Source organism: Azospirillum doebereinerae (genome assembly GCF_003989665.1).
GTDB classification, from domain to species: domain Bacteria; phylum Pseudomonadota; class Alphaproteobacteria; order Azospirillales; family Azospirillaceae; genus Azospirillum; species Azospirillum doebereinerae.
In genome coordinates, this window is record NZ_RZIJ01000006.1 from 188546 (window position 1) to 214450 (window position 25905).

Here is a 25905-nt window from a genome sequence, read left to right on the forward strand (position 1 = left end):
AAAAAGGGGAACGCGCGGGACCGCCAATTGCCGTCCCGCGCGCGATCTCCGCTCAAACCGTCCGAATCACCCGCGACGCAGATCCAGCGTCATCGGGAATTGCGGGTTGCGCTCCTCGTTCGGCACGTCCATCGGGCCGGGGGTGTGGCCGAAGGGGAAGAAGCGGGCGAGCCGGCGGCCCTCCGCCTCGTTGGCGTTGACGGGGAAGGTGTCGTAATTGCGCCCGCCCGGATGCATCACATGGTAGGTGCTGCCACCGATCGACCGGCCGGCCCAGGTGTCCACGATGTCGAAGATCAGCGGCGTGTGCACCGGGATGGTCGGGTGCAGGCAGGACGGCGGCTGCCACGCGCGGTACCGCACGCCGCCGACGAAATCGCCCTCCGTCCCGGTGGGGATCAGCGGCACCCGCCGCCCGTTGCATGTGATGGCGTAGCGCGCGTCGATCAGTCCGCTGACCCGCACCTGCACCCGCTCCACCGAGCTGTCGACGAAGCGGACCGTGCCGCCGCCGCCCGGCTCCTCGCCCAGCACGTGCCACGGCTCCAGCGCCATGCGCAGCTCCATGGTGATGCCGCGCTGGTTGACCTGCCCGTAGGTCGGGAAGCGGAAGTTCATGTGCGGCGCGAACCAGCTGTCCTCCATCGGATAGCCGTGGTCGCGCATGTCCTGGAGCACGTCGGCCAGATCCTGCTGGATGAAATGGGGCAGCATGAAGCGGTCGTGCAGCTCGTTGCCCCAGCGCACCAGCTTGCCCTTGTAGGGCGTCTTCCAGAAGCGTGCGACCAGCGCCCGCATCAGAAGCTGCTGGGTCAGGCTCATCTCGGCGTGGGGCGGCATCTCGAAGGCGCGGAATTCCACCAGCCCCAGCCGCCCGGTCGAGCTGTCGGGCGAATAGAGCTTGTCGATGCAGAACTCGGCCCGGTGGGTGTTGCCCTGCACGTCGACCAGCAGGTTGCGCAGGATGCGGTCCACCATCCAGGGCGGGCATTGGCCGAAGATGGCCGTCTGCTCCTCGATCTGGTGGAAGGCGATCTCCAGCTCGTAGAGCTGGTCGTCGCGCGCCTCGTCCACGCGCGGGGCTTGGCTGGTCGGCCCGATGAACAGGCCGGAGAAGACGTAGGACAGCGCCGGATGGTTCTGCCAGTAGGTGATCAGGCTGCGCAGCAGGTCGGGACGGCGGAGGAAGGGGCTGTCCGCCGCCGTGGCGCCGCCCATCACCACATGGTTTCCGCCGCCGGTCCCGGTGTGGCGCCCATCGATCATGAACTTCTCGGCCCCCAGCCGCGACTGGCGGGCGTCCTCGTACAGGTCGATGGTGTTGCGCACCAGCTCGTCCCAACTGTGGGCCGGGTGGATGTTGACCTCGATCACGCCGGGGTCCGGGGTGACGGCCAGAGAGTTCAGGCGCGGGTCCTTGGGCGGTTGGTAGCCCTCGATCACGACGGGCATGTCGAGTTCGACGGCGGTCGCCTCGATCTCCGCCAGCATGGCGAGGTAGTCCTCCAGCGTGCTCATCGGCGGCATGAACATGTGCAGCCGGCCGTTGCGCGCCTCGCAGGTCAGCGCGGTGCGAACGATCCACCACGCCGATTTGCCTTCCTCGGGGATCTCGGCGCGGACCTCGGCCATCACGCGCTGGCGCTGGGCCTCGCGCGCCTCGCCATGGACGCCGCGGTCGGACTCGCGGGCTGTGCGGCGGGCGTCGACGCTGCGCTGGAGCGGGTGCGGGGGCAGCGGCTCGCGCGGCTCGAACGGGTCGGTCTCCCAGGCGTAGGGGTAGTCGCTCTTCGACGCCCAGGGCAGGGAGCCCAGGGGCAGACGGTAGCCGACCGGGCTGTCGCCGGGGATCAGCACCAGCTTCTCCTGGCGCAGCGGCCAGGTGCTCGACAGCCAGACCGGACCCTTCTGGGTCATGCGGCGGTTGATCGGCATGGCGAAGCCGACCGGCTCGTTCAGGCCCTTGGTGAAGACGCGCGACAGGCGCGCGCGCTCCTCCTTGTCGTCCAGCTTGCTTTCCAGCGGGTCGACGTTGACGGGGAGCTTGGCCTCCTTGTTCAGGTAGTGCCACGCGTCCTCATAGGCGGCGAGCACCACTGTGGGGTCGAGGCCCAGCCGCTTGGCCAGAGTCACCAGGAAGACGCCGGCGTCCTGCGCGGTGTGGCCGTAATCGACGTTCTCGCGGGCCAGCAGGTCGGTGTTGGCCCACATCGCCTCGCCGTCGCGGCGCCAGTAGACCGTCATCGCCCAGCGCGGCAGCGATTCGCCGGGGTACCATTTGCCCTGGCCGAAATGCAGCAGCCCACCGGGGGCAAAGCGCTTCATCATGCGGTGGATCAGGTCGGCGGCCAGACGGCGCTTGTTGGGGCCGACGGCGGCGGTGTTCCACTCGGCCCCCTCCATGTCGTCGATCGACACGAAGGTCGGCTCGCCGCCCATGGTCAGGCGCACGTCGCCGGCCTTCAGATCCTCGTCGACGCGATGGCCGAGCGCCTCGATGGAAGACCATTGCTGGGGCGTGTAGGGTTTGGTGACGCGAGGCGCCTCGTAGATGCGGGTGACCGACATCGCGTGCTCGAACTCGACCTCCGCCTCGTCGACGAGGCCGGAGATCGGCGCGGCGGACGACGCGTCGGGGGTGCAGGCGAGCGGGATGTGCCCCTCGCCGGCCAGCAGGCCGGAGGTGGGGTCGAGGCCGACCCAGCCGGCGCCGGGCAGGAACACCTCGGTCCAGGCGTGCAGGTCGGTGAAGTCGGTCTCGGTGCCGGACGGGCCGTCCAGCGACTTCTGGTCGGCGGTGAGCTGGATCAGATAGCCCGACACGAAGCGGGCGGCGAGGCCGAGATGCCGGAAGATCTGCACCAGCAGCCACGCCGAATCGCGGCACGACCCGGTGCGCTTGGTCAGCGTCTCGTCGCAGGTCTGGATGCCCGGCTCCATGCGGATGACGTAGCCGATCTCGCCCTGGAGCCGCTGGTTGATGCCGATCAGGAAATCGATGGTCGGGGTCTTGTCGCGCGGAATGGTCTTCAGATACTCGGCCAGCGCCGGCTCGACCGCCTCCGTCTCCAGATAGGGGCGCAGTTCCTTTTGCAGCCAGTCCTCGTAGGCGAAGGGATAATGCCCGGCCTTGTCCTCGAGGAAGAAATCGAAGGGGTTGATCGACGCGATCTCGGCGACGAGGTCGACCTCGACGATGAACTCGCGGGTCTTTTCCGGGAAGACGAAACGGGCTTGGTAGTTGGACTGCGGATCCTGCTGCCAGTTCAGGAAGTGGTGCTTGGGCGTCACGCGCAGCGAGTAGCTGAGGATCGGCGTTCGACAATGCGGCGCGGGACGAAGACGGACGATCTGGGGACCGAGCGACACCGGGCGGTCGTAACGGTAGATGGTCTTGTGGTTCAGCGCGACATGGATCGCCATGTATAACCCCGCCTCATTCCTGTTCGAACTGGTTCACCCGCCGGTTTTTCCGGCGCTTCACCCGCAACCGTATCACCGTTGAATCCAGCCCAACAAGACGCCGCGCGCGCCCGTTACCGCAGTTGCGAAAAAACCACGCTCTTTTCCAACCACCGGCTCCGATCTTCGGGCTGTGGCTTTCATCCGTTCGCGTTCCCTATTATATCGAAAGGGACGGTCGACGAACCGGCGCGGCGGGGTGGGGGAACGATGGTGTCGCTGGCGACGCCCTCCAAGGGAGGCGAAACCCGTCCGGCCTCCGGGGCGGGCGGGTCCGGGCGCGGCGTCATCACGGGCAAGTATTTCAACTTCAGGCCCCTGCCGCCCCCCATCGACGTCCTCGGCAACCCGCTGGTGGTTCCCAATCTGCCGACCCACAAGCTTCCCCGGCAGAGCTTCGGCGACCGCCTCGCGCGGACCCTGTCGCGCTTCGGGCTGGGCAGCCAGTCGGCGGACACCAAGCTGCGCTGGAAGCTGCACGACACCATCCAGGCGACCATGGCCTCGCTGTCCCCGGCGGTGACGGCGCTGGCGGAACGGCGCGCCCCGCTCAAGCGCAAGTCGCTGCCGGTTCCGGTTGTCGTGGTGCGCCATCCCTACCACCTGCGCCATGTGTTCGAACTGCTGCCGCAGATTCCCGCCACGCTGGCGTTGGAGCGACGGTTCCTGGAACTGCTGATGACCCGCGCGCTGAAGCGCTACGGCGAACAGATGAGCCTGACGAAGGGCAGCCCCTTTTCCTTCGAGCACGAGGCGCGGGAGTATTTTTTCGCCGGGTTCCGCCTGGAAAAGCAGCTCAAGAAGGTCAACAGCCCGGACGAGCGTTTCGCCACGTTGCAGGCGATCCACACCCACTACTTCCATGGGCGCAATTACTATTATTACGCGCTGCTGCGACGGGAACGGCTGGATCCCGACAACAAGCTGTTCATGCTGTTCGCCCGCGCCATCTATTTCATGGCGCGGGTCGACTGGAACGGCGAACTGCTCGACAAGCCCAGCCCGCGCGGGATGCCCAACCGGGACGAACTGTTGTTCTTCGTGGAGCGTGACAAGTCGGTCATGACGCGCTATCGCAGCGACCAGGATTTCCAGCGTCAGGTCAAGGCCGTGCTGGAGGCGTTCCCGGCGGCTTGAAGGGTCTCATGATGCGCGTTCTCAATGTTTTCGCCGGGGTTTTCGCCGGATCGCTTGCCGGGCTTCTGTTGAGCGGCTCCGTTCTGGCCGCGGATTGTGCCGCCATCGAGAACCCTACCGCCGAACTGGCGTGCCGTGACGCCGGACTGACCGCCGCGAACGAAGCGTTGGACGGCGCGCTGGCGGCGCTGGGCGAGACCACCGACGCCTTGGGCCGCACCGCCATCGAGGCCGGGCAGACGCTGTGGCGTTCCCGCCGGGACGAGGCCTGCCCGGTCGCCGCCGCCGATCTGGCCGAGCCGAAGACGGCGAAGGCGCGGACAGACTGCCTGCTGCGGGCGACCAACGCGCGGGTCTTGGCGCTGGAGGCTCAGCGGACGGCACGGAGCAAGCCTGTGGCCGATACGCCGCTGACGATCACCGACGCCGCCGCCCCCCGTCTGGCTCCGGTGCCAGCCCGTTCGCTCGCCCAGACCCGCCCGGTGTCTGCGACGGCGCTGGTCGGGCGTTGGGCCAAGGCCGATCCGGTCAACCGCGCGCCAGTGGACGATTGCCGGACCTCCTACCTCGACGTGACACGGGAGCATGGTGTCAGCCTGATCGACCCGCGCGTTCCAGGCTTTCCCATCGAGGCGGGCTTGACCGCCGACTCCGATCCGGGGCAGGGCGCCACGCTGACCACCGCAAATGGTCCGGTCGGCGGCCTACGGCTGGAGGCGGCGGACACCCCCCGGCGCGACCGTCTGGTGCTGACCTTGGCGCCGCCCGCGACCTTCGCGGCGACCTTCGTGCGCTGCCGTTGAGGGCAAGGGTGGGGGGCTCAGAGCTCTCCGATCTCGAAATGCACGACGCCGGTCAGCCGTTCGCCCGGCGGCAAAGCGATGACCCCGGCGTCGGGCTCGTCCGGCCGGTTGAGCGCGTCGGTCATGTGGCTGACCGGCTCGAGGCATAGATAATTCTCGCCGGCCGGCGCGTAGACGATCAGGTGGCCGAACGGCCCTTCCGCCCGTAGCGTCAGCGACAACCCGAGCCCCGGCCATTCCAGCGCCGCCCTGCCGTTCCAGCCGGTGAAGCCGTTGTCCAGCGCGACCCCATCCATCATCACGCCGCACGGGAAGTCCCAAGCCGGCGGCAGTGCGTGGCGACGGTAGGGCAGGATCGTCGCGTCATTTTCCCAAAACGTGCGGAGCGGCGCGGTTACGCGGGTTCCCGGCGGCTTCGGGAAATAGGGGTGCAGCCCGAAACCGGTGGGCATGTCGCTGTCGGACTCGTTCACCACGGCCAGCGCCACCGTCAGTCCGACGTCGTCCAATGTGATGGTCTGGGTGGCGCTGTAGCTCCAGGGCCACGCGTCGGCCCGATGACGAAAACCCAGCCGGGTGGAGGAGCGCGTCTGCTCCTCCACCCGCCAGGGCCTTGCCCAGCCGTGGCCGTGGATGCGGTGCGGGGATCCGAAATCGGTCGGCATCTCCACAAGGCGCCCCTGGAAGGCGAAGCGACCGCCGGCGATCCGGTTGGAGAAGGGAATCAGGGGAAAACAGGCCATGTCGGGCGCGAAATCGCCGGCCAGCGCCGCCTCGCTCGCCGGGCGGAGCAGGTTGACCGGCCCGGCGCGCCGAGTCAGCGTCCAAGACGCGATGGAGCCGCCACAGGCGGGGGCGAGACGGCAATCCATCGCGCCGTGGCGCAACACCAACGTGTCGCGGATATCGATCATGCGCAGTCCCCGCTTTCAGCCCCCCGTTGTTATCGCACATGCGAAGAACGAAGGGAAACGCCCGTCGCGGCTGTCGCACCATCACCACAACTCGTGGGTTTTCGACGAAAAATGTCGCTATCATACACCGGTCCTTTACCGGCACGGCGCGACACTGCCCCGGACCGGCTTCCGCTCCGCCAGTATTCCCCACCGTCGAAAGGTCCGAGTGTCCAAGCCGCTGCCCAGCCGTCCGGCGGTCCCCCCGCCCTCCGCCAGCGTCGGAACGCTCGACGAGGCGGAGTTGTGCACGAGCCTCGCCGACTATCACGGCTGGCCGGCGCGCATGACGATGGGCATCGCGCTGCGCTCCCACCTCGACCCGCTGGCGCTGACGCCGACCGAGCTGATCCACCATGCCAAGCCGCTGAAGGCGTTGCTGGAGCAGGGCCAACTGGTCGAAAACGCGGCGGCCCGGATCGCCACCGTCCAGTCCCGCACCCCCGGCCAGGAGCAGCGCGCCCGCCGGGTGGCGCTGCAATGCGCCATCGACGAGACCTGGACCAAGGCCCGTTTCGCGCAGCTTGCCTTCGCCGACCTGCCCAAAGGGCGCTCGGCCCTTGATTCGGTGCTGGCGGCGGGGCCGGGGAAGTCGCCGACCGGCGACGCAGCCTACGACCTGCGGGTCGCGCTGAGCGTGGAGCTTTGCGAGATCAAGAGTTGGGCGTCCAAGCTCGACCGATTGCTGGAGCTTCACCAGTGGGACCGGGACGACAGGCTGTCCGACGCAGTGGACGGCGTGATCGGCGATTTGCTGTCGTCGGTCGCCGCCGGTTATGAGCTGTTCGGCAACGGGCTGACGCCCGGCGCGCTGCTGATCACGCTGTGCGACCTGCTGTTCGGCCGAATCGGCGTGGAGGCGATGGGGCCGAACCGGCTCGGCGTGCTGAACGCGCTGTTCCGGCAAGGCAAGCTGCCGATGGCGCGGCTAATGGTGCTCGACCGTATCCGGCGCCAGTTGAAGGCGCCGCAGCCGCTGGGCCGGGGCGCCTTGGATCAGGACACCGATTGCCTGAAGACGCTGGTCGGCCATCTGCTGACCCGAAAGGGACTGACCGGCGGCCCCTTGATGGCCGACGCGCTGACCGTCCGCTATTCCCGCCGGCTGCAGCAGGGCGGGGCCAGCGCCTACCGCCACTCCATCGTCGGGCTGGGGGAGGGGCAAGCCGACCTGATCTGCCGGATCCATTACCTGACCGCCGTCGCCGCCGCCCCCCCGGCGGAGCGGCACATGGGCGAGATCGTGGCCTCGCTCGACGCCGCCGTCGGCAACGAGCTGCTGATCGAGAACACACTGGTCCAAAGCCCCGACACGGCGTTGCTGGAGCGGGGGCTGGCCGACGCCATGGCCGCCATCGCCGTATCCGTGCTTCCGGAGGAGGCGCGCGAGCGCATCGTCGCGCGGGCCAAGCGGTCAATCGACGATTACGTGAAGTCCGGCAAGCTCGCCGCCCGGCTGCGGCAGATCGAGCCGCTGGCGCGCCGCCGCACGATCCGGCTGGCGGAGATCGCCTGCTCCGGCCTAATCCGCGAGGACGGCGCGCTGCCGCTGATGCGCCAGCACATCCTGGAGGTCGTTCGCCAGCCGCAGTTCCAAGCCGACCTCGCCGCCCAGCCCAACAACGAGATGGCGCAGGCCGAGGTGCGGCGTCTGCTGGAACTGCTGGACCGCCTGCGCCAGATGGCGACCGCGCCGGCTCCGGCGCCTCAAGCGGTTCCCCAGACTCCGGCGCCCCGCGCGCTCTCCGCCGATTCCGCCGACACCGTAGCGATACCGGCTGCTCCGGCGCGGGGGGCTGTCACGGTGATGGCTGGCGCCAATCAGACGGTGACGATCACGGCGCCGCAGACGGACGGCCTCTGCCCGAGCTGCTTCGCCCACCGGCCGACGCGCGACACCTGCCGGGAGTGCGGCTATCCCGTGACTTCCGACAACCGGCCGGGCGTGCATCTGATGCCGGGCACGCTGCTGCTCGGCCGCTACAAGGTCGGGCGGGTGTTGGGGCAGGGCGGGTTCGGCGCCACCTATCTGGGCTGGGACGACCGGCTGCGGGTGCGGGTGGCGATCAAGGAGTTCTACCCGGCGAACCTGATCGCGCGAGTTCCCGGATCCTGCGGGGTCATCGCCTTTTCCGACGAGCACGCGCGCGGATTCGCCGCCGGCATGGCCAAGTTCCTCGACGAGGCGCGCCTGCTCGCCCGGCTGCGCGACGTGAAGGAGATCGTCGGCGTCCAGGACTTCTTCGAGGAGAACAGCACCGCCTATCTGGTCATGGAATTGCTGGAGGGCCGCACCATGAAGAAATACCTCGCCGACAGCGGCGGGCGGATCGACGTGCGGCGGACGCTGGGGGTGCTGACGCCGATCATGAAGGCGCTCCAGACCATTCACGAGCAGGGGCTGATCCACCGCGACATCAGCCCGGACAACATCTTCCTGACCAACGGCGGGGAACGGAAGCTGCTGGATTTCGGCGCCGCTCGGCAGGCGGCGGGGCAAGGGGCCGGGCTGACCGTGATCCTGAAGCCCGGCTACGCCCCGCCGGAGCAGTATTCCAACGAGGGCCGGCAGGGGCCGTGGTCCGACGTGTACGCGCTCTGCGCGACGATGTATCTGGCGCTGACCGGCAAGACCCCGCCCGACGCCACCGCCCGTTTCATGAACGACCGCATCCCCAAGCCCAACGCCCTCGGCGCCGGTCTGGCTCCCGCCTTCGAAAAGGTGCTGCTGTCGGGCCTCGCCATGCGCTGGCAGGATCGGCCGCAGAGCATGCGCGATCTGCTGCGCGCGATGACCGGCAGTTTCGGGGCGGGTTGAATCCAAATGAAAAAGGGGACCGGCGCGAACCGGTCCCCTGTCTCTCAAGCCTGATCGGCGGACGGCAACGTCACTTGACGTCGGCGGCAACCTGCATCTTGACGATCTTGTCGGGATCCTTGACCGAGCCGTTGGCCGACTGGCTGCCCTTCTTGATCTGGTCGACGAACTCCATGCCCTCGACGACGCGGCCCCAGACCGTGTACTGGCGGTCGAGGAAGGAGGACGGCGCGAAGCAGATGAAGAACTGGCTGTCGGCGCTGTCCGGATCGGGCGTGCGGGCCATCGACAGCGTGCCGCGGATGTGCGGTGCGCTGGAGAATTCGGCCTTCAGCTTCTTGCCCGAGCCGCCCGAACCGGTGCCGGTCGGGTCACCCGTCTGGGCCATGAAGCCGTCGATCACGCGGTGGAAGACGACGCCGTTGTAGAAGCCTTGGCGGGTCAGTTCCTTGATGCGGGCGACGTGGTTGGGCGCCAGGTCTGGGCGCATTTCGATCACCACGCGACCGTCCTTGAGGTCGAGGTAAAGGGTGTTTTCCGGATCCAAGGCCTTGGCCTCCCCCTGAGAGATTAGAAACATGGCGAGCAGGGCCGCCAACAAGACGCGGGTCCACCGCAACATGCGAAACACTCCGATGGTGCCGAATTCCGCGCCGGGGACCATAGGGGAAAAGCCGCCCAAAGCAAAGCCGCCCGGCGGCACGAACTCTATCCTCCAATGGTCACGGACGATAGGGTCGTAAGTGGGTGTTGATGACGATGGATCCGACGTTGGTCGAGGACGGGAATATGGCGTTGCGCAAGAGGAGACGGAGGGTTGTGGCGGTGGCGGCGCTGCTGCTGGGCGCCTGGACGGTGACGGCCGGGCTGTTCGCCGCCGCCGGTCTCGGCGCCGCCGCGACCATGGCCCTGCGCCGCGCCGGCTTCGACGAGGCCGTCGCCACCGTCGATTCCCTTGGGCTGGCGGAGGGTTGGCGGGGTTTGCGCATAGGCGTCGCCGTGGATTTCAACGGGCTGGCCGGGGCCGGTGCCGTGCTGGGCGTGCTGCTCGACGGGCGGGCACGGCTGTCCGGGGACTTGGTGGTCGGGCTGGCGGGCTGGGCGGTGACGGTCACCCCGCTGGGCTGCCTGAACGCGAAGGTGGAAGGCTTGGCCCTGCACGGCGAGGCCGTCCTTCTGCCGGAGGGTGCCATGCTGTGCGCGGCGAAGGACGCGCCCGTCCTGCGCTGGTCCGGCGACGGCGCCGTGGTGGTGGCCGAGATTCTCGTGCCGCGCCTGGATTTGCCGGCGCATGCTCTGCGGGTGGAGGGCTTGACGACGCTGCTGACGCAAACGCCACTCTCCCAGGCGGTGGAGAGCCACGCTGCCACCCTGCGCCGCACCGTCACCCCCGCCGAGATCGCGCCGCTGGCCGTCACCGCCAAGGCGGAGCAGAGGACGGGGGAACCGTGGCGCTTCACCGGAACCGCGATTGCGGCGCAAGGGTTGCTCACCGCTGCCCTGACCGGCACCCACGACCCGAACACGGGCGAGGGATACGCCGATCTGGCGACCAAACCAATGAAGCTGACCGCCAAGGGACCAGGGCTGAAGACGGTGTCACCGCTGCTGGCGGGCCTCGCCGGCCCCTCCACCGGCACCCTGACCGCCAAGGCCAAGGTCGCTTGGGGACCGTCCGGGCTGCGGTCGGGCGGTCAGGTCCGGATTCAGGACGGAGCTGGGAAATTCGGTCCGGTCGCGGTCGGCGGCGTCAACGGCGTGGTGGCGCTGTCCAGCTTGTCGCCGCCGGTCGTCCCCGACGGCCAGACGCTGTCGGTGGCCCTGCTTGATGTCGGCGTTCCGTTGACCGATGGAACGATCCGATTCGGCTACGGGCGCGACCGGAAGCTCGACGTGGACGAGGCGGTGTGGCGTTGGGCCGGCGGCAGCGTGCGCGCCGACCCGTTCGAGCTGTCGCCCACCGCGCCCAAAGGGCTTGTCACCTTGCACGCCGACCGGGTGGATCTTGCCCAAATCCTGACCCTGGTCGCCGTAGAGGGGATGGACGCGACCGGCACCCTGTCCGGCACCCTGCCAGTGCGGCTGTCCGGCGACCGTGTCGTCCTCGACGGCGGCGTGCTGGAGGCGGCCGGTAACGGCACCCTGCGCTACGACCCGGCCCATCCGCCGCCGGCCCTGCAAGGGGAGGACGGCAGCCCCGGCGCCCTGCTGCTGGGGGCGCTGACCGATTTCCGATACGACACGCTGCGCCTGACCATCGACGGCGAAGCCGGAGGAGAGTTGAGCGCGGGCTTGTCGGTGCGCGGGGCCAACCCCTCATTCTACGATGGCTATCCGGTCTCGCTTAACCTTAAGCTGTCGGGCGCGCTCGACCGGATCCTGCGCCAGAGCCTCGACGCCGTCCGCATTCCCGACATGGTGCGCGAGCGTATGACCGGTTTCGACCAGAAGGACCCTTGACCGCCATCATGACGACCAAGCCGCTCCCCCCCTATCTCGCGCCGCCGCTGCTGGCGTTGGCGTTGGCCGCCTGCTCCCCGACCGTGAAGATCGAGGCGCCGGACAAGCCCATCGAGATCAACCTGAACGTCCGCATCGAACAGGAGGTCCGCGTCAAGCTGGAGCGCGACGTGGACAGCGCCATTCGCAATGATCCGGCCCTGTTCGGCCTGCCGCCTGCCTCCGTGTCCAAAAGCGAAAAAGGGAAGACGCCGTGATGCGCCGCTTTTTCCGCAGCCTGACCGCCGCCCTGTTTCTGCTGGGTGCTCCCGTCCTCACCGCCGTTCCGGCGTTGGCGCAGGATGCCCTGGCCGCTGCCAAGACGGCGGGTCAGATCGGCGAGCGGCCGGATGGGTTGGTCGGCGCCGTTGCCGGCGCCCCGCCCCTCGTCGAGACCTTGGTCGCGGAGGTCAACGCCCAGCGCCTCGCCCGCTACAAGGAGATCGCGAAGAGCAACGGCACCGCATTGGACAAAGTGCAGGCCGTCGCTGGCCAGCAACTGGTGGAACGCACCCCCGCCGGCCAGTTCGTGATGACGCCGGCCGGCCAGTGGCAGCGCAAGTGACGTGACCGCCGCCGACGATCCGGGCGCGGCTCTTGTCAGTTGCCGCCACCGCCTGTCCGAACGGCCGGGCGACGGTGCCGCGCTGGCCGGGCTGTTCGCGGCGCTCGACGCGCTGGGGCAGGCCGGCACCCCGGAGGAGGCGGTCGCCCGCTCCAACTTCGGCGAGGCGTTGCGACGGCAGGGCCGCGTGGCTGAGGCGGAGGCGCACCACCGCCAAGCGCTGGCGTGGCTGCCTGGATTCGGCGGCAACCATTTCAATCTTGGCGTGACGCTGCAAGCGCAAGGACGTGTCCATGAGGCGGTGGACGCCTATGGCGAGGCGGCCCGGCTGATGCCCGGTTTCGCCGGAGCCGCCTGCAACCAAGGCGCCATGCTGCGCGAGCTTGGCCGGCTGGAGGAGGCCGAAGCCTCCTTGCGCCGGGCGCTGGCGACCGATGCCGGTCTGGCGGCGGGCTGGCTGAACTTCGCATCGGTCCGGCGCGATCGGGGGGACGGGGAGGGGGCCGTCCGGGGCTTTCGCAACACGCTGGTCCTGCGCCCCGATCTGGCCGAGGCCCACGCCAATCTGGCGCTCGCCCTCAAGGAGACCGGCCGCCTGCCGGAGAGCTTGCCAAGCTTCGAGCGCGCTTTGCGCATCGGCCTGCCCGATGCCGGGGGCGCTTTGGCGCAGCTGGTGCAGCAGCGCCGCCACCTCGCGCGCTGGGACGGTCTGCCGGCCCTTTCGGAGTGGCTGGTCACGGCGGTGCGCGACGGCGTCACGCAGCAGGTTCATCCCTGGATTTTCCTTGGCGAGGGCGCCGGCCCGACGCTGGAGCGTGTCTGCGCGGAGCGTTACAGCGCATGGCGCGCGCGCGGCATCGTCCCGGCTTTCCCCAAGCGGACGGAGCGAAATGGGCGGCTTCGTGTCGGTTACCTCTCGGCCGATTACCACGAGCACGCCACCGCCATCCTGATCGCCGAACTGATCGAGCGGCACGACCGCGAGCGGTTCGAGATCGTCGCCTGCTCCCACGGTCCCGGCGACGGCGGCGCGATGCGGGCGCGTTTGCTTCGCGGCTTCGACCGTTTCCTCGATCTGTCGGCCCTGTCCGACGAGGATGCCGCCCGCCGAATCCACGCCGAGGGCGTCGACCTGTTGGTCGATCTGAAGGGGCACACCCAGCTTGCCCGGCCGGGCATCGCGGCGCATCGCCCGGCGCCGGTGCAGGCGCAATGGCTGGGTTATCCGGGAACGACGGGGGCGCCCTGGATCGACTACGTCATCGCCGACGCCACCGTCGCCCCCTTCACCCGGCAATCGGCCTTCACCGAGCGGATCGTCCATCTGCCGGAAGTCTACCAGCCCAACGACCGTAGCCGCCCCATCGGCCCCCCACCCGGCCGCGCGGCCTGCGGGCTGCCGAACGAGGGCTTCGTGTTCTGCTGCTTCAACGCCGCCTACAAGATCGGGCCGGCGCTGTTCGACCGCTGGTGCGGAATCCTGGCCGCCGTCCCCGGCTCGGTCCTGTGGTTGCTCGCCAGCCACCCGGAGGTGCCGGGCAACCTGTGGCGCCAAGCGGCTGCGCGGGGGATCGAGCCGGAGCGGCTGGTCTTCTCGCCGCGCCTGCCGGGCCCCGAGTATCTGGCGCGCTACCGGCTGGCCGATCTGTTCCTCGATACCGGGCCGGTCGGTGCCCACACCACCGCCGCCGACGCGCTGTGGGCCGGGCTGCCGGTTCTGACGGTGCTGGGGGAGTCCTTCGCATCCCGCGTCGGCGCCAGCCTGTTGCGGGCGGTGGGGCTACCGGAACTGGTGGTCGAATCCTGGGATGCCTACGAAACCGCCGCCCAACGCCTCGCGCGCCGGCCGGACGAACTGTCGGCCTTCAAGGAGCGGCTGGCGGCGAACCGCTCGACGGCACCGCTGTTCGACACCGACCGCTTCGCTCGCGCCCTGGAAAGCGCCTTCGAAACGATGTGGGCGATCCACGCGCGCGGCGAGGCGCCACGCTCCTTTGCCGTGGACGCCGAGGATCAGGGATAGGCGCAGCGGTCGGCGGTGACGTCCACGAAGGAGCGCTGGCCGGCGGCGAAGGTGAATCGGTACTCGTTGTTGTCCACCACCAGGGACTGGTGCAGCGGCAGCACGCCGGTGGCCGTCGCGGTCTTGCCGCCGATGCCGGTGATCTTGATCGTCACCGGCTGGCTCGGGTCGAACCAGCTTTCCTGGTTGCCCTGGGCGTTGTGCGAGGGCTGCCCCTCGCCAGCCACCGTGACGGCGCCGTTGCCGAAGGTCGCCCCGCGCGTGCCGCCTTTCAGCAGGGGGGTGGTCAGGGTGAAACGCTTGCTGTCGGCCGGCTGGCAGTTGCGCGGCGTCTGCGCCTGGGAGATCACGAAGGCCAAGCGATTCGCGTCCAGCCCGCCCTTGATCCGCTCCGCCACCAGCTGCGACAGCCGGGCCAGATCGCCGGTCGGCACCTCGCGCTGGAGCCGGGCCTCAAGCTCGGCGCTGCGCGCTTCGGCCGTGCGGGCCGCCGTCTGCATCTGCGAGGCCAGCAATTCGAACTCGGCCTTCTGGCGCGACAGGGTGGCGATCTCCTCCCGCAGGGTGACGTCGCGCCCCTTCAACTGCTCGATGCCCATCTGGTAGGCGAACAGCCCGACCCCCAGCAGCAGCGCCGCCAGAATGCCGAACTTGCCGAAACCGGCCCAGACACGGCGGCGGTAGCGTCGTTCGTAGTCGTAGCGTCCCAGGGTCATGATGCGTCGCGGATGGGTGGCTGAGGAAGGCGCCTATGGCTAGCGGCAACGCCGGTGCGATGCAACCCCTTGACAGGCGGCGGTCCGGACATTGTTTCCCCGGCGGCGGCGCCATGCTACCAAAGCCCGAACTTTGTCATCGGGGTTCGCGCCTTGTCCTGTCCCGCCCTCCTCCTCGACCGCGACGGCGTCATCAACGTCGATCACGGCTATGTCGTCACCCACGACCGCTTCCAATTCATGGACGGCATCTTCGATCTGGCGCGGGCGGCGGTGGACCAGGGCTACCGCCTCGCCGTCATCACCAACCAGTCGGGCATCGCGCGCGGCTATTTCACCGAGGCCGAGTTCCTGGCTTTCACCGCCTGGATGGCGGATGAGTTCCGGAGGCGGGGCGTCGAACTGGCCGGGGTCTTCCATTGTCCTTATCACCGGAGCGGCCCGGTGGAGCGCTTCGCCCGCGAGAGCTTCTGGCGCAAGCCCGCCCCCGGCATGATCCTGGAGGCGTCGCGGCGCCTTGACCTCGACCTTGCCCGTTCGGTCTTCGTCGGCGACCAGCCGACCGACATGCAGGCGGCGCAGGCGGCCGGGGTGGGCTTGCGCGTGCGGATCGACACGGAAAGGGATGGAGCCGAAACGCAGACGGCCGACCATACGGTCGGCCGTCTGGCGGAAATCCTTCCGCTGCTGACTAGTTGGACGAGGACGAAGAGCCGCCAAGGAAGCCGGCGCTGATGCCCGGTGTCTTGAACTCGCCGACGTTCTTGAAGACAAGGCGGAAGAAAATGGTGTTGCCATCCTTCACACCGCCGGCCGTCGTGGTGTAGTCGCGCTGGGCGATGGTCTGGAAGACCAGGCATTCGTCGGCGTAGGTGAGCGTCGCCAAGCTGGTGCGGGCGCCCGGCTGCGGTTCCATTGCCTGGACATGGGCGACGCTGAGCGCCCAGTTGTCGGTGAAGTTGGAGGAGAGGATGAAGGTCGCCTGTTCCACCCGGTCCTGCGACACCGCGTTGCGCGAGGCGGTCTGGTCGACGAAGGTGTAGGCGGTGGACACACGCAGCAGCGGCACGCCGGCCGAGGCGTTCAGCGAATGACGGCGTGGCCGCAGGGTCTCGTGATCGATGCGGAAGCCGTAGTTCACGTCCAGCCAGTCGGCCGGTTGCAGATCCAACTTTCCAACGTAATCCGAAGTCCGGTCTTCCAGACCCGATCCGACCTGGAAATCGCTGGAGGCGTTGGTCAGGCGGCGGCTCTGGCCGAGGAAAAGGCTGGCGGACCCCTGGGTGTTGCCGTAGATCGCGCCGCGCAGGCCGTAGGTCACCCGCACGCCGTCGTCCAGCCGGTCGATGCCGGTGAAGCGGTTGGGCGTCAGCAGGTTGGATTCGTCGAACTCGACGTCGAGGCTGTCCTCGTTCGGGAAAAGCTTGTTGGTGCGCAGCTTCGGCGCGGCGGTCAACTGCCCGATCGGTTCGATCAACTGTTGGGAGGATTCGCCGTAGCGGACGAAGGGATAGCGCACCGTCATCTGCCCTTGGGGGAAGAAGCGGAAACGGCTGACGTCCTCGCTGCCGCGCGCCGTCGGGTCGGCCGAGCTGAAGCGGTCGGCGTTGTAGCCCGCGACCAGAACGCTGGCCGACAGGGTGGTGACGAAGCCGACGCTCGACACGATCTCACGCTGCCACCCCGGCTGCGCCGTGACGCGCTGGGTGTTCGGCCCGCCGTTGCTGGGTCGGGTGACGCCCAGCAGGCCGCCGTCGAAGGACCAGCGCCCGCCCAGGAAGCTGCCCGGCTCGCCCAGCGCGTTGTAGCGCGCCACCGGGACCGCGACGGGTTCGGGTATCGTGTTCCCGTAGCGCAGATCCTGGAAGCCGTAGGCGGCGAGCGAGGCGTAGTTGCGCCCCTGGAAGCCCTCCACATAGGCCTTGCTGGTCAGGTAGTCCTCGCGGAAATCGTAGTAGCGGCGCAGGAAGGTCGCCTCGCTCGCCCGCTTCACGTCGAAGCCGGCCCTCCACGTCTCGTCGATGTCGAACAGGCCCTTGGCGCCGATGTAGCCGCGGGTGCGGCGGTCCTTGGGGCTGTCCTCCGACGGGCCGTTGGTCAACTCGCCCTTGGTGATCGCGCCTTCGATCTCGAAGCGGCCGTTCTCGAAGCGCTTGCGGTACTGGCCGCCCAGCAGCAGGCCCTGCTTGGAATAGCCCTGCAGGTCGAAGGTCGCGTCCTGGTTCTCCCCGATGTCCCAGTAGTAATGATTCTTCAGGATGAAGCCGAGGTCGGAGCTGTTGCCGAAGGACGGCGTCAGGAAGCCGCTCTTACGGTCCACCGAAGGATCGGGGTGCGACAGGTAGGGCGTGTAGCCGACGGGGATCCCGAAGATCTCCATCGTCGCGTCCTTGTAGCGGACCTCGTGCTCCTGGTTGTCGTGGACGATGCGGACGGCTCGGATCTGCCAGAGCGGTGCCCGAGTCGGGTCGGTCTTGCACAGGTCGCAAGGGCTGTAGACGCCACGGTTGACACGGGTCAGCCGGCCTTCGCGCCGTTCACCCTCGTTGCCGGCGACGCGGCCGTTGTCGGTCATCAGGACGCGGATGTTCTCGATGAACACGTCCTTCAGATCGTCGGTCAGCTCGGCGTAATCGGCGAAGATGATGTCGCCCGACGGTTCCACCAGCCGGATGGCGCCGGTCGCGGTGACGACCTTGGTCTTCTGGTTGTAGGTGATCGTGTCGGCGCGGACGCTGCGCGGGCCCTGCGCCAGCTCCACGTTGCCGGTCGCGGTGACGATGCCGTTCGGCTCGTCGAAGGTCACTTGGTCGGCGGTCAGCAGGACCGGCGGTTGCGGTTCCCTGGCGGGCGACTGCGCGCCGGCCAGGTCGGCGGTGGCCACCCCGCACGCGATCATCAGCCCGACGATGCCGGAGCGCAGGATCGTGGAGGAAACGGACTTGGCGGTGGCGCGGGCGCGCCGGGAGACGGGCTTGGGCATGGCTGGAACGATTGGGGGAAGCGCCCGGCCAAGTCAACGGTTTCGCTTCGCGGCCCGGACGGTGGCGCGGCGGTTGTCACCGCCGCGCCACCGATGCCCTCGGCAAGCGCCGGTCAGACCACGCGGAAGTTCTTGAACTGCCACGGATCGCTCTCGTCGATGTCCTCCGGGAACAGCAGGTTGCGGTCCTGGAGCGGGGTCCAGTCGCCATACGCCCCGACCAGTTCGCCGAGATACGGGGTGGCGACCTCCAGCACCCGGCGGAAGTCGACCTCGTCGGGTTCGACGACGCCCCGATTCGGGTTCTCCAGCGCCCAGACGATGCCGCCCAGGATGGTCGAGGTCACCTGGATCGAGGTGGCGTTGTTGTAGGGCGCCAACTCCCGCGCCTCCTCGATGGTCATGCGCGAGCCGTACCAGTAGGCACCCTTGGGGTTGCCCATCAGCAGCACGCCCAGCTCGTCCATGCCGCTGACGATCTCGTCCATCATCAGGCGTTGGCTGGCCTGGATCGCCCAGTTCTTGCCGGCCAGTTCGTGGATCGACTTCACCGCGTCGTCGCAGGGGTGGTAGGCGTAGTGGCAGGTCGGCCGGTAGACCACTTCGTCGCCCTCGCGCACCGTGAAGTAGTCGGCGATGGAGATCGATTCGCTGTGGGTGATGAGGAAGCCGTGGAACGGCCCCTCCAGCGGGGTCCAGGTCCGCACCTTGGTCGAGGCGCCCGGCCGCATCAGGTAGATGGCGGCGTCGCTGCCGAAGTCGTGGCGGCGTCCGTCCTCGGGGAAATGCTTCTCGTGGGTGCCCCAGCCCAGTTCGGCCGGCTGGCAGCCCTCGCCGACGAAGCCGTCGATCGACCAGGTGTTGACGAACTCGCCGATCTGCTTGGGCTGGTTCGACACCTGGGTGTCGCGCTCGGCCACATGGATCGTCTTGATGCCCAGGCGCTGCGCCAGCCGTCCCCAGCCGTCGCGGTCGGTCGGGACCTCGGTCGCCACGCCGGTGTCGGCGGCGACGTTCAGCAGGGCCTGCTTGACGAAGTGGGACACGAGGCCCGGATTCGCCCCATGGGTGATGACGGCGGTCGGGCCGCCGGCCAGCTTGTCGCGCGTGGCCAGCGCGGTCTCGCGCAGGGCGTAGTTCGAGCGCAGCGAGGGCGACAGCGTCGGGTCGGTGTAGCCGCCGGCCCAGGGCTCGATGCAGGTGTCGATGTAGTTGGCGCCGATGCGATGGCAGAACTCGATCAAGGCGATCGACGACACGTCGACCGACACGTTGACGAGGAAATCGCCCTTGTCGAGCAGCGGCTTCAGGACCTGGAAGAAATTGTCGTTGTTCAGCGGGTTGTTGTGGAAGGCGACGCCGTACAGCTCCGCCTCCTCGCGCCCGCGCTCCTCGGCCGTGACGATGGTGATCCGGTCGGCCGTAAGACCGTCCAGATGGCGCAGAAGCAGAGGCAAAACACCCTGGCCAATCGATCCGAAACCAACGATGACCATACGGCCTGTGAACGTCTGGAACTTCGTGTCCAGGGCCATGATTGCTTGCTCCTCCGAGGTAGTTTAGGCGACGGCACAGACCGGCGCCCCCGTCTCTTCCCTGAGGAAGCGACGGGACGGCGCCGGATTGTTGAATGGTACGGGTGTCTTTAAACTTTATCCACAGTTTCCGGCGAACCGCTCACGCGGCGCAGGACCGCAGAAGGTAGCCGGGGGTCTCCAGCAGCGGCGCGTCGGAGACCTCGACCACCCGCGCCTGGTCGAAGCCGTTGAAGGCGGTCCGCAGGCAGGAGCCGTAGGCGCCGAGCTGTCCCAGCTCGATCCAGTCGCCGGCCTTGATGTCGGCCGGCAGCAGGAAGGGGCCGTTCATCTTGTCGGCGCTGTCGCAGGTCGGGCCGTAGAAGCTGAACGCCACGTCGGCCGCGTCGGTCATCGCCTCGAACGGCCGGATCAGCCGCGCGGGGAAGCGGAAGCCGGGCACGCCGGCGTCCGACAGGGCGCCGTAGACGCCGTCGTTGATGAACAGCTCGTCGCCCCGGCGCTTGACCACCTGGACCACCAGCGAGACGCCCGGCGCCACCAGCGCGCGGCCCGGCTCGCACCACAGGCGGCAGCTCTCCGGCAGGTCGAGCGCCGCGACGCCGCGCGCGATCTCGGCCATGAAGTCGCCCAGCGGCGGCGGGGTGACGCCCGGATAGGACACCGGGAAGCCGCCGCCGACGTCGAGCACGTCAAGATCCACGCCGGCCTCCGCGATCACGCGGCCGGCCAGCTCCAGCGCCCGCCCGTAGGCGGTCGGGTCGAGCATCTGCGAGCCGACGTGGAAGGACACGCCGAGCTTGGGGGCTGCGGCGCGGGCGGCGCGCAGCAGCGCCACCGCGTCGGCCATGGCGGCGCCGAACTTGCCCGACAGGTCGTAGACCGCGTTGCCCTTGGGCAGACCGAGGCGCACGACGAGGCCGAGATCGGCGGCGAAGCCGGTCTCCTCCAGGATCTTGTCCAGCTCCTCGCGGCTGTCGAGCACGAAGTCGCGGACGCCGTATTGCTGGTAGGCGGCACGGATCGCCTGACGGCCCTTGACCGGGTGCATGTAGTGCAGCACCGCGTCCGGGAACATCTGGCGGACGAGGCGGATCTCGCCGGGCGAGGCCACGTCGAAATGGCGCACGCCGCCGGCCCACAGGGCGCGCAGCACGGCGGGCTCCGGGTTGCACTTGACGGCGTAGAGCACGTCGCCGCCGCGCCCGATGGAGGCGGTGGCGTCGGCGAAGGCCGCGACGAAGCTCTCGGCGGTGTCGGCCAGCACGCCCGGACGGATGCAGTGCATCGGGTCTTCCGGACGGTGCAGGGCGACCGCCTGGACGACCGAGGAGCGGCGGCCCGAGGACAGGGACACCGACGCCGTGGCGGCGTTGCGGCGCAGCGGGGTGACGGCGGAACGGGAACGAATGAAGCCCATGGCGCACTCCATACCCTGGGCACGGCGGCGGCCGGCCCAGTGAGCAAAAGACGGCGACCCGTTGCGGCCAAAGCTGGCGCGCGGAACGGAATCATCGAATTGTTCGGATAGGGGAGGGTGGAGACGGAAAGCCGGATCGGGCCAGCGGCCCCGGGCTGTGAAGCTCCGGGCAACAGCGCGTCGAATCCCGGCTACAGGGCTACCGTCTCAAAACCTTACCGTGGGCAGCAAACATACTGACCTCCCTCTCGGGACCGACCCACTGTATGGTCGGTTCTGCCAAAAAGGACGCGGTACGTCGTAGCATAACCACAGAGGGCCATAGGCACGTGCGGGTGCGTCGTTCGCATTGAATTACGCTCTTTTGCCCGCAATTCAAGTGAATTTTTTGAGACCGGGGTTTGCCCGGAGGCCGTGCCGCATCGGGGGGACGGGCGCCGGCTTTCGGCGGCGAGGCGGGGAATGGAACGTTTGGAACGTTTGAAACACCGTGAAACGTTTTTCCGGCCCTGTTCCATGTTCCATGGATGCGTCCGTTGCGAGCGCACCCCTATGGCGGAGGATGGCGGGCTGGATGGCGGCATGGCGGGGCTCCGTGGGCAACAGGCGGTCACCACCATGTTATAGGAAAATTTTCCGATCCGTAAGGTTTCGGTGATGCCCTGCCGCTCAGGCGTTTACCACCCCCTCATAGCCGGGAAAGCGCGCGGAAATGGGATCGCCGGTCGATTCCGCAACCCAGCCGTCGGGGCGGGTGAAGAAGCGGATCGCCGTGAGATGCGGTTCCGGACCCATGTCGAACCAATGGCGGGTGCCCGCAGGAACGCTCAGCAGGTCGCCGGCCTCGCAGACGACGCGAAAGACGCGGCCGTCCATGTGCAGATAGAAGGCGCCGCTCCCCTCCACGAAGAAGCGGGCCTCGTCCTCCGTGTGGGTGTGCTCGTCGAGGAACTTGGCGCGCAACGCCGCGGCGTCGGGCGTGCCGCGCGGCATCCGCACCACGTCGACCGACTGGTAGCCGCGCACCCGTTGCAACCGCTGGATGGGGGCGGCGTAGGCCGACAGGACGGCGGCGGTGTCCGCGTCGGCGGGCAGCACCGGCTCCGCCGTCCAGCGTTCCAGCAGGATCCCGGCCATCGCCAGATGCCCGGCCAGCACCGCCGGGTCGCCGGTGATCACCTCGGGCCGCACGGCGTCGTGCTCGCGGTAGACGGTCAGATGGGGCATGGCGCAACCTCCGCTTCCGCCGGATTCTCCGGGGTCGCCGCCAAATTGTGGCAGGAGGCGCCGCCGGGCAATCCCTTTCGCGGCGCTGCGACCCATGGTCGCCCCGCGACGCTTGGCGGTCAGCGGCGGACCAGCAGCCCGAACGACACCGTGGCGCCGGCCAGCAGCATTCCGCCGATGAAGAGGGCGACCCCCGTCCAGCCGAAGCCGTGCCAGAACAGCCCGCCCAGCGTGCCGGCCATCGTCGAGCCCATGTAGTAGCAGAACAGGTAGATCGACGACGCCTGCCCCCGGTTGACGGTGGCGCGCTGCCCGATCCAGGCCGACACGGTGGAATGGGCGCCGAAGAAGGCGAAGGTGAACAGCGCGATGCCGGGGGCGATGGACCACAGGCTGTCCGGCTCCATCAGGGCCAGCCCCGCCAGCATCAGCAGCACCGCGGCCACCAGAGTGCGGTCGTTGCCGTAGCGCCCGGCCAGCGAGCCCAACAGCGGCGAGCTGACCACGCCGAAGCTGTAGACCAGGAAGATCGCGCCGACCACCGCCGGACGCAGGTCGAAGGGCGCCTCGCTCAGCCGGAAGCCGATGTAGTTGAAGACGGTGACGAAGCCGCCCATCAGGAGGAAGCCCATGGAGAACAGAGCCAACAATCCCCGGTCGCTCAGCAGCCCCCGCCATGCCCGCGTCAGCGCGCCCAGCCCCGCCGGGCGCTTCACGAAATGGCGCGACGACGGCAATCCGGCCCAGACCGTCAGTGCCGCCGCGATGCCCAGCGCGCCGACCACGCCGACCGCCATCCGCCATGTCCCCAGATCGGTGACCACGGCGGTCAGCACCCGCCCCGACATGCCGCCGATGGCGGTCCCGCCGATGTACAGCCCCATCGCCATCCCGGCCGAGCGCGGGTCGACCTCTTCCGACACATAGGCCATGGCGACGGCGGGCAGGCCGCTGAGCGCAATGCCCTCCAGCGCGCGGACGATCAGGAAGCCGTGCCAGTCCGGCATCAGGGCGCCGACGATGCCCAGCAGTCCGACCGCCAGCAGCGACGCCACCATGATCGGCTTGCGTCCGATCCCGTCCGACAGAACCCCCGCGATCAGCAAGGACCCGGCGAGCAGCCCGGTGGTCAGCGACAGGGCGAGGCTCGATTCCGCCGGGGTCACGCCGAACTCGCGCACAAAGTCGGGCATCAGCGGCTGCACGCAGTAGAGCGTCGCGAAGGTGGAGAAGCCCGCCACGAACAGGATGCGGCTTGCCAGCCGGTAGGCGGCGCTTCCCGCCGTCAGATAGCCCACCTCGTCTCCGTCCCGCACCGCTGGTTCCTCTCGCTTCCGCCACGCTCATGCTGCGATGCGGTATGATGACAGTGGCGCGCGGGTCCGCCGCTGTCCAAGGCTGCGTCGGCGTGTCGGCCATGCCGGGAGCGCAGAACCGGGGCTGGATCATCCGCTTGGCTCCCTCTCCCGCCCCGGGAGAGGGAAGGGGCCCATGCGCAGCATGGGAAGGTTGAGGGGCTATCGGAACATGGATTTCGTACCACGCCCGATAGCCCCTCACCCTCCCCACGCCTGCGGCGCGGGTCCCCTCCCTCTCCCGGGGCGGGAGAGGGCTGTCCGATCGCCCTCAGCAAAACCGGCCTCGCTCTGGACCTTCGGCGGGGCGCGCCGTATAAACAGCGTCCCAATCAATTCGAAATCCGTTCGAGCCATGCACGACCTTCGCGCCATCCGTGAAAATCCCGAAGCCTTCGACCGTGGCCTCGGCCGCCGGGGATTGGCGGCGCTGTCGTCCTCCGTGATCGAACTCGACGCCCGCCGCCGCGCCGTGCAGACCCAGTTGCAGGAGATGCAGGCCCGTCGCAACGAGGCGGCCAAGGAGATCGGCCTCGCCAAGCGCGAGGGCCGCGACGCCCAGCCCATCCTCGACGAGATGGCGCAGCTCAAGGAGCGCGTGCCCGAGGTCGAGGAGGAGGAGCGCCGTCTCGGCGCCGAACTCGATGGGCTGCTGGCCGGCATCCCCAACCTGCCGGACGACGACGTTCCCGACGGGCCGGACGAGAGCGGCAACGTCGAGGTCCGCCGCTGGGGCACGCCGCCCGAGATCGCCGCGCCCAAGCAGCATTACGAGCTGGGCGAGGCGCTGGGCCTGATGGACTTCGAGGCGGCGGCCCGCATGTCGGGCGCCCGCTTCACGGTGCTGAAGGGCGGGCTGGCGCGGCTGGAACGCGCGCTCGCCGACTTCATGCTGGACATCCACACCGGCGAGCACGGGTACACCGAGATCGCGCCGCCGCTGATGGTGCGCGACACCGCGCTCTTCGGCACCGGCCAGTTGCCGAAGTTCGAGGAGGATCTGTTCAAGGCCGGCGACCATTACCTGATCCCGACCTCGGAAGTCCCGCTGACCAACCTCGTCAGCGACCAGATCGTCGCGACGGAGGAGCTGCCTTACCGCTACACCGCGCTGACCCCCTGCTTCCGGGCCGAGGCCGGGTCGGCCGGGCGCGACACGCGCGGCATGATCCGCCAGCACCAGTTCTGGAAGGTCGAGATGGTCGGCATCGCCGCCCCCGACCAGTCGGAAGCCGAGCATCAGCGGATGACCCGCTGCGCCGAGACGATTCTGGAGCGGCTGGGCCTGCCCTACCGCACCATCGTGCTGTGCACGGGGGACATGGGCTTCTCCTCGCGCAAGACCTATGACGTCGAGGTGTGGCTGCCGGGCCAGAACGCCTACCGCGAGATCTCCAGCATCTCCAATTGCGGCGATTTCCAGGCCCGCCGCATGAAAGCCCGTTGCAGAGCCAAGGGGGAGAAGCAAACTCAATTCCTCCACACCCTCAACGGATCGGGTGTGGCGGTCGGGCGCTGCCTGATCGCGGTGCTGGAGAACTACCAGCAGCCCGATGGTTCGATCCTGATTCCCGAGGCCCTCCGCCCCTACATGCGCGGAGCGGAAAGGATTACCGCCTGATGTTCGATTTGCCGCTCGACCTGTCCCGTACCCGCATCCTCGTCACCAACGACGACGGCATCCACGCCCAGGGGCTGAAGGTGCTGGAGGCGATCGCCCATTCCCTGTCCGACGACGTGTGGGTGGTCGCCCCGGAGATGGAGCAGTCGGCCGCCAGCCATTCGCTGACGATCAACCGCCCCCTGCGCCTGCGCAAGCTGGACGAGCGGCGCTTCACCGTGGACGGCACGCCGACCGACTGCGTGCTGCTGGCGATCAACCACGTGATGAAGGACAGCCGGCCGACGCTGGTGCTGTCCGGGGTCAACCAAGGCTCCAACATCGGCGAGGACGTGACCTATTCCGGCACCATAGCCGCCGCGATGGAGGCGACGCTGCTCGGCGTCCCCGCCATCGCGATGAGCCAGCATTACGAGCCGGGCCAGCCCATCGACTGGTCGGCGGCGGAGGCCCACGGGGTCGACGTGGTGCGCAAGGCGGTGACGGTGGCGTGGCCGAGGAACGTGCTGCTGAACGTGAACTTCCCGGCGCGGCCCGCCGCCGAGGTCACCGGCATCCAGGTGGTCCGCCACGGCAAGCGCAAAATCGGCGACGAGCTGTTCGAGCGGGTCGATCCGCGCGGCAAGCCCTACATCTGGATCGGCACCCTGCGCGGCGACGCCGACACGACCCCGGACACCGACATCCACGTCGTCCTGCACGGCGGAATCTCGGTGACCCCGGTGTTCCTCGACCTCACCCACACCCCCACCCTCCAGACCTTGAGGCAGGCGTTCGTGTGAGCACGG

Annotated in this window: 19 protein-coding genes; 10 read left to right on the forward strand and 9 right to left on the reverse strand. The window is 68.6% G+C overall.

Annotated elements, in window-relative coordinates:
• Positions 1-66 precede the first annotated feature (66 nt).
• Complete coding sequence (locus EJ913_RS10335) at positions 67-3423, reverse strand: transglutaminase family protein (protein WP_126997437.1); 3357 nt, start codon at positions 3421-3423, stop codon at positions 67-69.
• A 249-nt stretch (positions 3424-3672) separates the two neighbouring features.
• Here EJ913_RS10335 and EJ913_RS10340 point away from each other — a divergent pair, with 249 nt between their 5' ends.
• Both EJ913_RS10340 and EJ913_RS10345 read left to right on the forward strand, forming a co-directional pair.
• On the forward strand, positions 3673-4599 hold the full coding sequence (locus EJ913_RS10340; RefSeq protein ID WP_185909740.1) for a hypothetical protein: 927 nt from the start codon (positions 3673-3675) through the stop codon (positions 4597-4599).
• 8 nt (positions 4600-4607) lie between these two features.
• Entirely contained in the window at positions 4608-5402 is a 795-nt protein-coding gene (locus EJ913_RS10345; protein ID WP_238521176.1) for a lysozyme inhibitor LprI family protein, read from the forward strand.
• A gap of 17 nt (positions 5403-5419) precedes the next feature.
• On the opposite strand, the gene EJ913_RS10350 is transcribed toward EJ913_RS10345, so the two are convergent.
• Positions 5420-6316, reverse strand: coding sequence for an aldose 1-epimerase (locus tag EJ913_RS10350; protein ID WP_126997439.1), 897 nt, complete (start codon positions 6314-6316; stop codon positions 5420-5422).
• A gap of 208 nt (positions 6317-6524) precedes the next feature.
• On the opposite strand from EJ913_RS10350, the gene EJ913_RS10355 reads away from it, so the two are divergent.
• Entirely contained in the window at positions 6525-9173 is a 2649-nt protein-coding gene (locus EJ913_RS10355) for a serine/threonine-protein kinase (RefSeq protein WP_238521175.1), read from the forward strand.
• Between the two features lie 70 nt (positions 9174-9243).
• Here EJ913_RS10355 and EJ913_RS10360 read toward each other — a convergent pair whose 3' ends face one another.
• A complete protein-coding gene (locus EJ913_RS10360; protein WP_126997441.1) occupies positions 9244-9795 on the reverse strand; it encodes a peptidylprolyl isomerase in 552 nt (183 codons plus the stop codon).
• A gap of 167 nt (positions 9796-9962) precedes the next feature.
• On the opposite strand from EJ913_RS10360, the gene EJ913_RS10365 reads away from it, so the two are divergent.
• From EJ913_RS10365 to EJ913_RS10380, 4 genes are read left to right on the forward strand one after another with little or no spacing between them, the layout of a single operon-like run.
• Positions 9963-11633 carry an intermembrane phospholipid transport protein YdbH family protein gene (locus EJ913_RS10365; protein WP_244939311.1) on the forward strand — a complete coding sequence of 557 codons (1671 nt, stop codon included), beginning with the start codon at positions 9963-9965 and terminating at the stop codon, positions 11631-11633.
• An 8-nt stretch (positions 11634-11641) separates the two neighbouring features.
• Positions 11642-11890: a YnbE family lipoprotein gene (locus EJ913_RS10370; protein WP_126997443.1), complete on the forward strand. Its 249-nt coding sequence runs from the start codon at positions 11642-11644 to the stop codon at positions 11888-11890.
• Complete coding sequence (locus EJ913_RS10375) at positions 11890-12237, forward strand: YdbL family probable chaperone protein (protein WP_126997445.1); 348 nt, start codon at positions 11890-11892, stop codon at positions 12235-12237. The genes EJ913_RS10370 and EJ913_RS10375 overlap by 1 nt, the downstream gene beginning before the upstream one ends.
• A gap of 1 nt (position 12238) precedes the next feature.
• Positions 12239-14260: an O-linked N-acetylglucosamine transferase, SPINDLY family protein gene (locus EJ913_RS10380; RefSeq protein WP_126997447.1), complete on the forward strand. Its 2022-nt coding sequence runs from the start codon at positions 12239-12241 to the stop codon at positions 14258-14260.
• On the opposite strand, the gene EJ913_RS10385 is transcribed toward EJ913_RS10380, so the two are convergent.
• Entirely contained in the window at positions 14251-14976 is a 726-nt protein-coding gene (locus tag EJ913_RS10385; RefSeq protein WP_126997449.1) for a hypothetical protein, read from the reverse strand. The genes EJ913_RS10380 and EJ913_RS10385 overlap by 10 nt on opposite strands.
• A gap of 153 nt (positions 14977-15129) precedes the next feature.
• Between EJ913_RS10385 and EJ913_RS10390 the strand changes: the two genes are divergently transcribed.
• The gene (locus EJ913_RS10390) at positions 15130-15711 is read left to right on the forward strand and encodes a D-glycero-alpha-D-manno-heptose-1,7-bisphosphate 7-phosphatase (protein ID WP_126997451.1); all 582 of its coding nucleotides are present in this window, start codon (positions 15130-15132) and stop codon (positions 15709-15711) included.
• On the opposite strand, the gene EJ913_RS10395 is transcribed toward EJ913_RS10390, so the two are convergent.
• The 5 genes from EJ913_RS10395 to EJ913_RS10415 all read right to left on the reverse strand — a co-directional run bounded on the left by EJ913_RS10395 (position 15668) and on the right by EJ913_RS10415 (position 23457).
• Positions 15668-17959 (reverse strand): LPS-assembly protein LptD, encoded by a 2292-nt coding sequence (locus EJ913_RS10395; protein WP_126997453.1) that lies wholly within the window; start codon positions 17957-17959, stop codon positions 15668-15670. The genes EJ913_RS10390 and EJ913_RS10395 overlap by 44 nt on opposite strands.
• Positions 17960-18072: 113 nt before the next feature.
• On the reverse strand, positions 18073-19494 hold the full coding sequence (locus EJ913_RS10400) for a homospermidine synthase (protein WP_126997455.1): 1422 nt from the start codon (positions 19492-19494) through the stop codon (positions 18073-18075).
• Between the two features lie 142 nt (positions 19495-19636).
• On the reverse strand, positions 19637-20914 hold the full coding sequence (locus EJ913_RS10405; protein ID WP_126997457.1) for a type III PLP-dependent enzyme: 1278 nt from the start codon (positions 20912-20914) through the stop codon (positions 19637-19639).
• A 669-nt stretch (positions 20915-21583) separates the two neighbouring features.
• Positions 21584-22141, reverse strand: coding sequence for a 1,2-dihydroxy-3-keto-5-methylthiopentene dioxygenase (locus tag EJ913_RS10410; protein ID WP_126997459.1), 558 nt, complete (start codon positions 22139-22141; stop codon positions 21584-21586).
• 119 nt (positions 22142-22260) lie between these two features.
• On the reverse strand, positions 22261-23457 hold the full coding sequence (locus tag EJ913_RS10415) for an MFS transporter (protein ID WP_126997461.1): 1197 nt from the start codon (positions 23455-23457) through the stop codon (positions 22261-22263).
• 394 nt (positions 23458-23851) lie between these two features.
• Between EJ913_RS10415 and serS the strand changes: the two genes are divergently transcribed.
• Positions 23852-25117 (forward strand): serine--tRNA ligase, encoded by a 1266-nt coding sequence (gene serS / locus EJ913_RS10420; RefSeq protein WP_126997463.1) that lies wholly within the window; start codon positions 23852-23854, stop codon positions 25115-25117.
• Positions 25117-25899, forward strand: a complete 783-nt coding sequence (gene surE / locus EJ913_RS10425; RefSeq protein ID WP_126997465.1) for a 5'/3'-nucleotidase SurE — start codon at positions 25117-25119, stop codon at positions 25897-25899. The genes serS and surE overlap by 1 nt, the downstream gene beginning before the upstream one ends.
• Positions 25900-25905: the final 6 nt, after the last annotated feature.

What these genes read in the sequence shown, in the direction of transcription:
- EJ913_RS10370 (WP_126997443.1), top strand. Translation starts at nt 11,642, where the DNA reads ATGACGACCAAGCCGCTCCCCCCCTATCTCGCGCCGCCGCTGCTGGCG.
- EJ913_RS10335 (WP_126997437.1), bottom strand. Translation starts at nt 3,423, where the DNA reads ATGGCGATCCATGTCGCGCTGAACCACAAGACCATCTACCGTTACGAC.
- EJ913_RS10385 (WP_126997449.1), bottom strand. Translation starts at nt 14,976, where the DNA reads ATGACCCTGGGACGCTACGACTACGAACGACGCTACCGCCGCCGTGTC.
- EJ913_RS10400 (WP_126997455.1), bottom strand. Translation starts at nt 19,494, where the DNA reads ATGGCCCTGGACACGAAGTTCCAGACGTTCACAGGCCGTATGGTCATC.
- surE (WP_126997465.1), top strand. Translation starts at nt 25,117, where the DNA reads ATGTTCGATTTGCCGCTCGACCTGTCCCGTACCCGCATCCTCGTCACC.
- EJ913_RS10405 (WP_126997457.1), bottom strand. Translation starts at nt 20,914, where the DNA reads ATGGGCTTCATTCGTTCCCGTTCCGCCGTCACCCCGCTGCGCCGCAAC.
- EJ913_RS10375 (WP_126997445.1), top strand. Translation starts at nt 11,890, where the DNA reads ATGCGCCGCTTTTTCCGCAGCCTGACCGCCGCCCTGTTTCTGCTGGGT.
- EJ913_RS10340 (WP_185909740.1), top strand. Translation starts at nt 3,673, where the DNA reads ATGGTGTCGCTGGCGACGCCCTCCAAGGGAGGCGAAACCCGTCCGGCC.
- EJ913_RS10410 (WP_126997459.1), bottom strand. Translation starts at nt 22,141, where the DNA reads ATGCCCCATCTGACCGTCTACCGCGAGCACGACGCCGTGCGGCCCGAG.
- EJ913_RS10345 (WP_238521176.1), top strand. Translation starts at nt 4,608, where the DNA reads ATGATGCGCGTTCTCAATGTTTTCGCCGGGGTTTTCGCCGGATCGCTT.
- serS (WP_126997463.1), top strand. Translation starts at nt 23,852, where the DNA reads ATGCACGACCTTCGCGCCATCCGTGAAAATCCCGAAGCCTTCGACCGT.
- EJ913_RS10395 (WP_126997453.1), bottom strand. Translation starts at nt 17,959, where the DNA reads ATGCCCAAGCCCGTCTCCCGGCGCGCCCGCGCCACCGCCAAGTCCGTT.
- EJ913_RS10360 (WP_126997441.1), bottom strand. Translation starts at nt 9,795, where the DNA reads ATGTTGCGGTGGACCCGCGTCTTGTTGGCGGCCCTGCTCGCCATGTTT.
- EJ913_RS10350 (WP_126997439.1), bottom strand. Translation starts at nt 6,316, where the DNA reads ATGATCGATATCCGCGACACGTTGGTGTTGCGCCACGGCGCGATGGAT.
- EJ913_RS10365 (WP_244939311.1), top strand. Translation starts at nt 9,963, where the DNA reads ATGGCGTTGCGCAAGAGGAGACGGAGGGTTGTGGCGGTGGCGGCGCTG.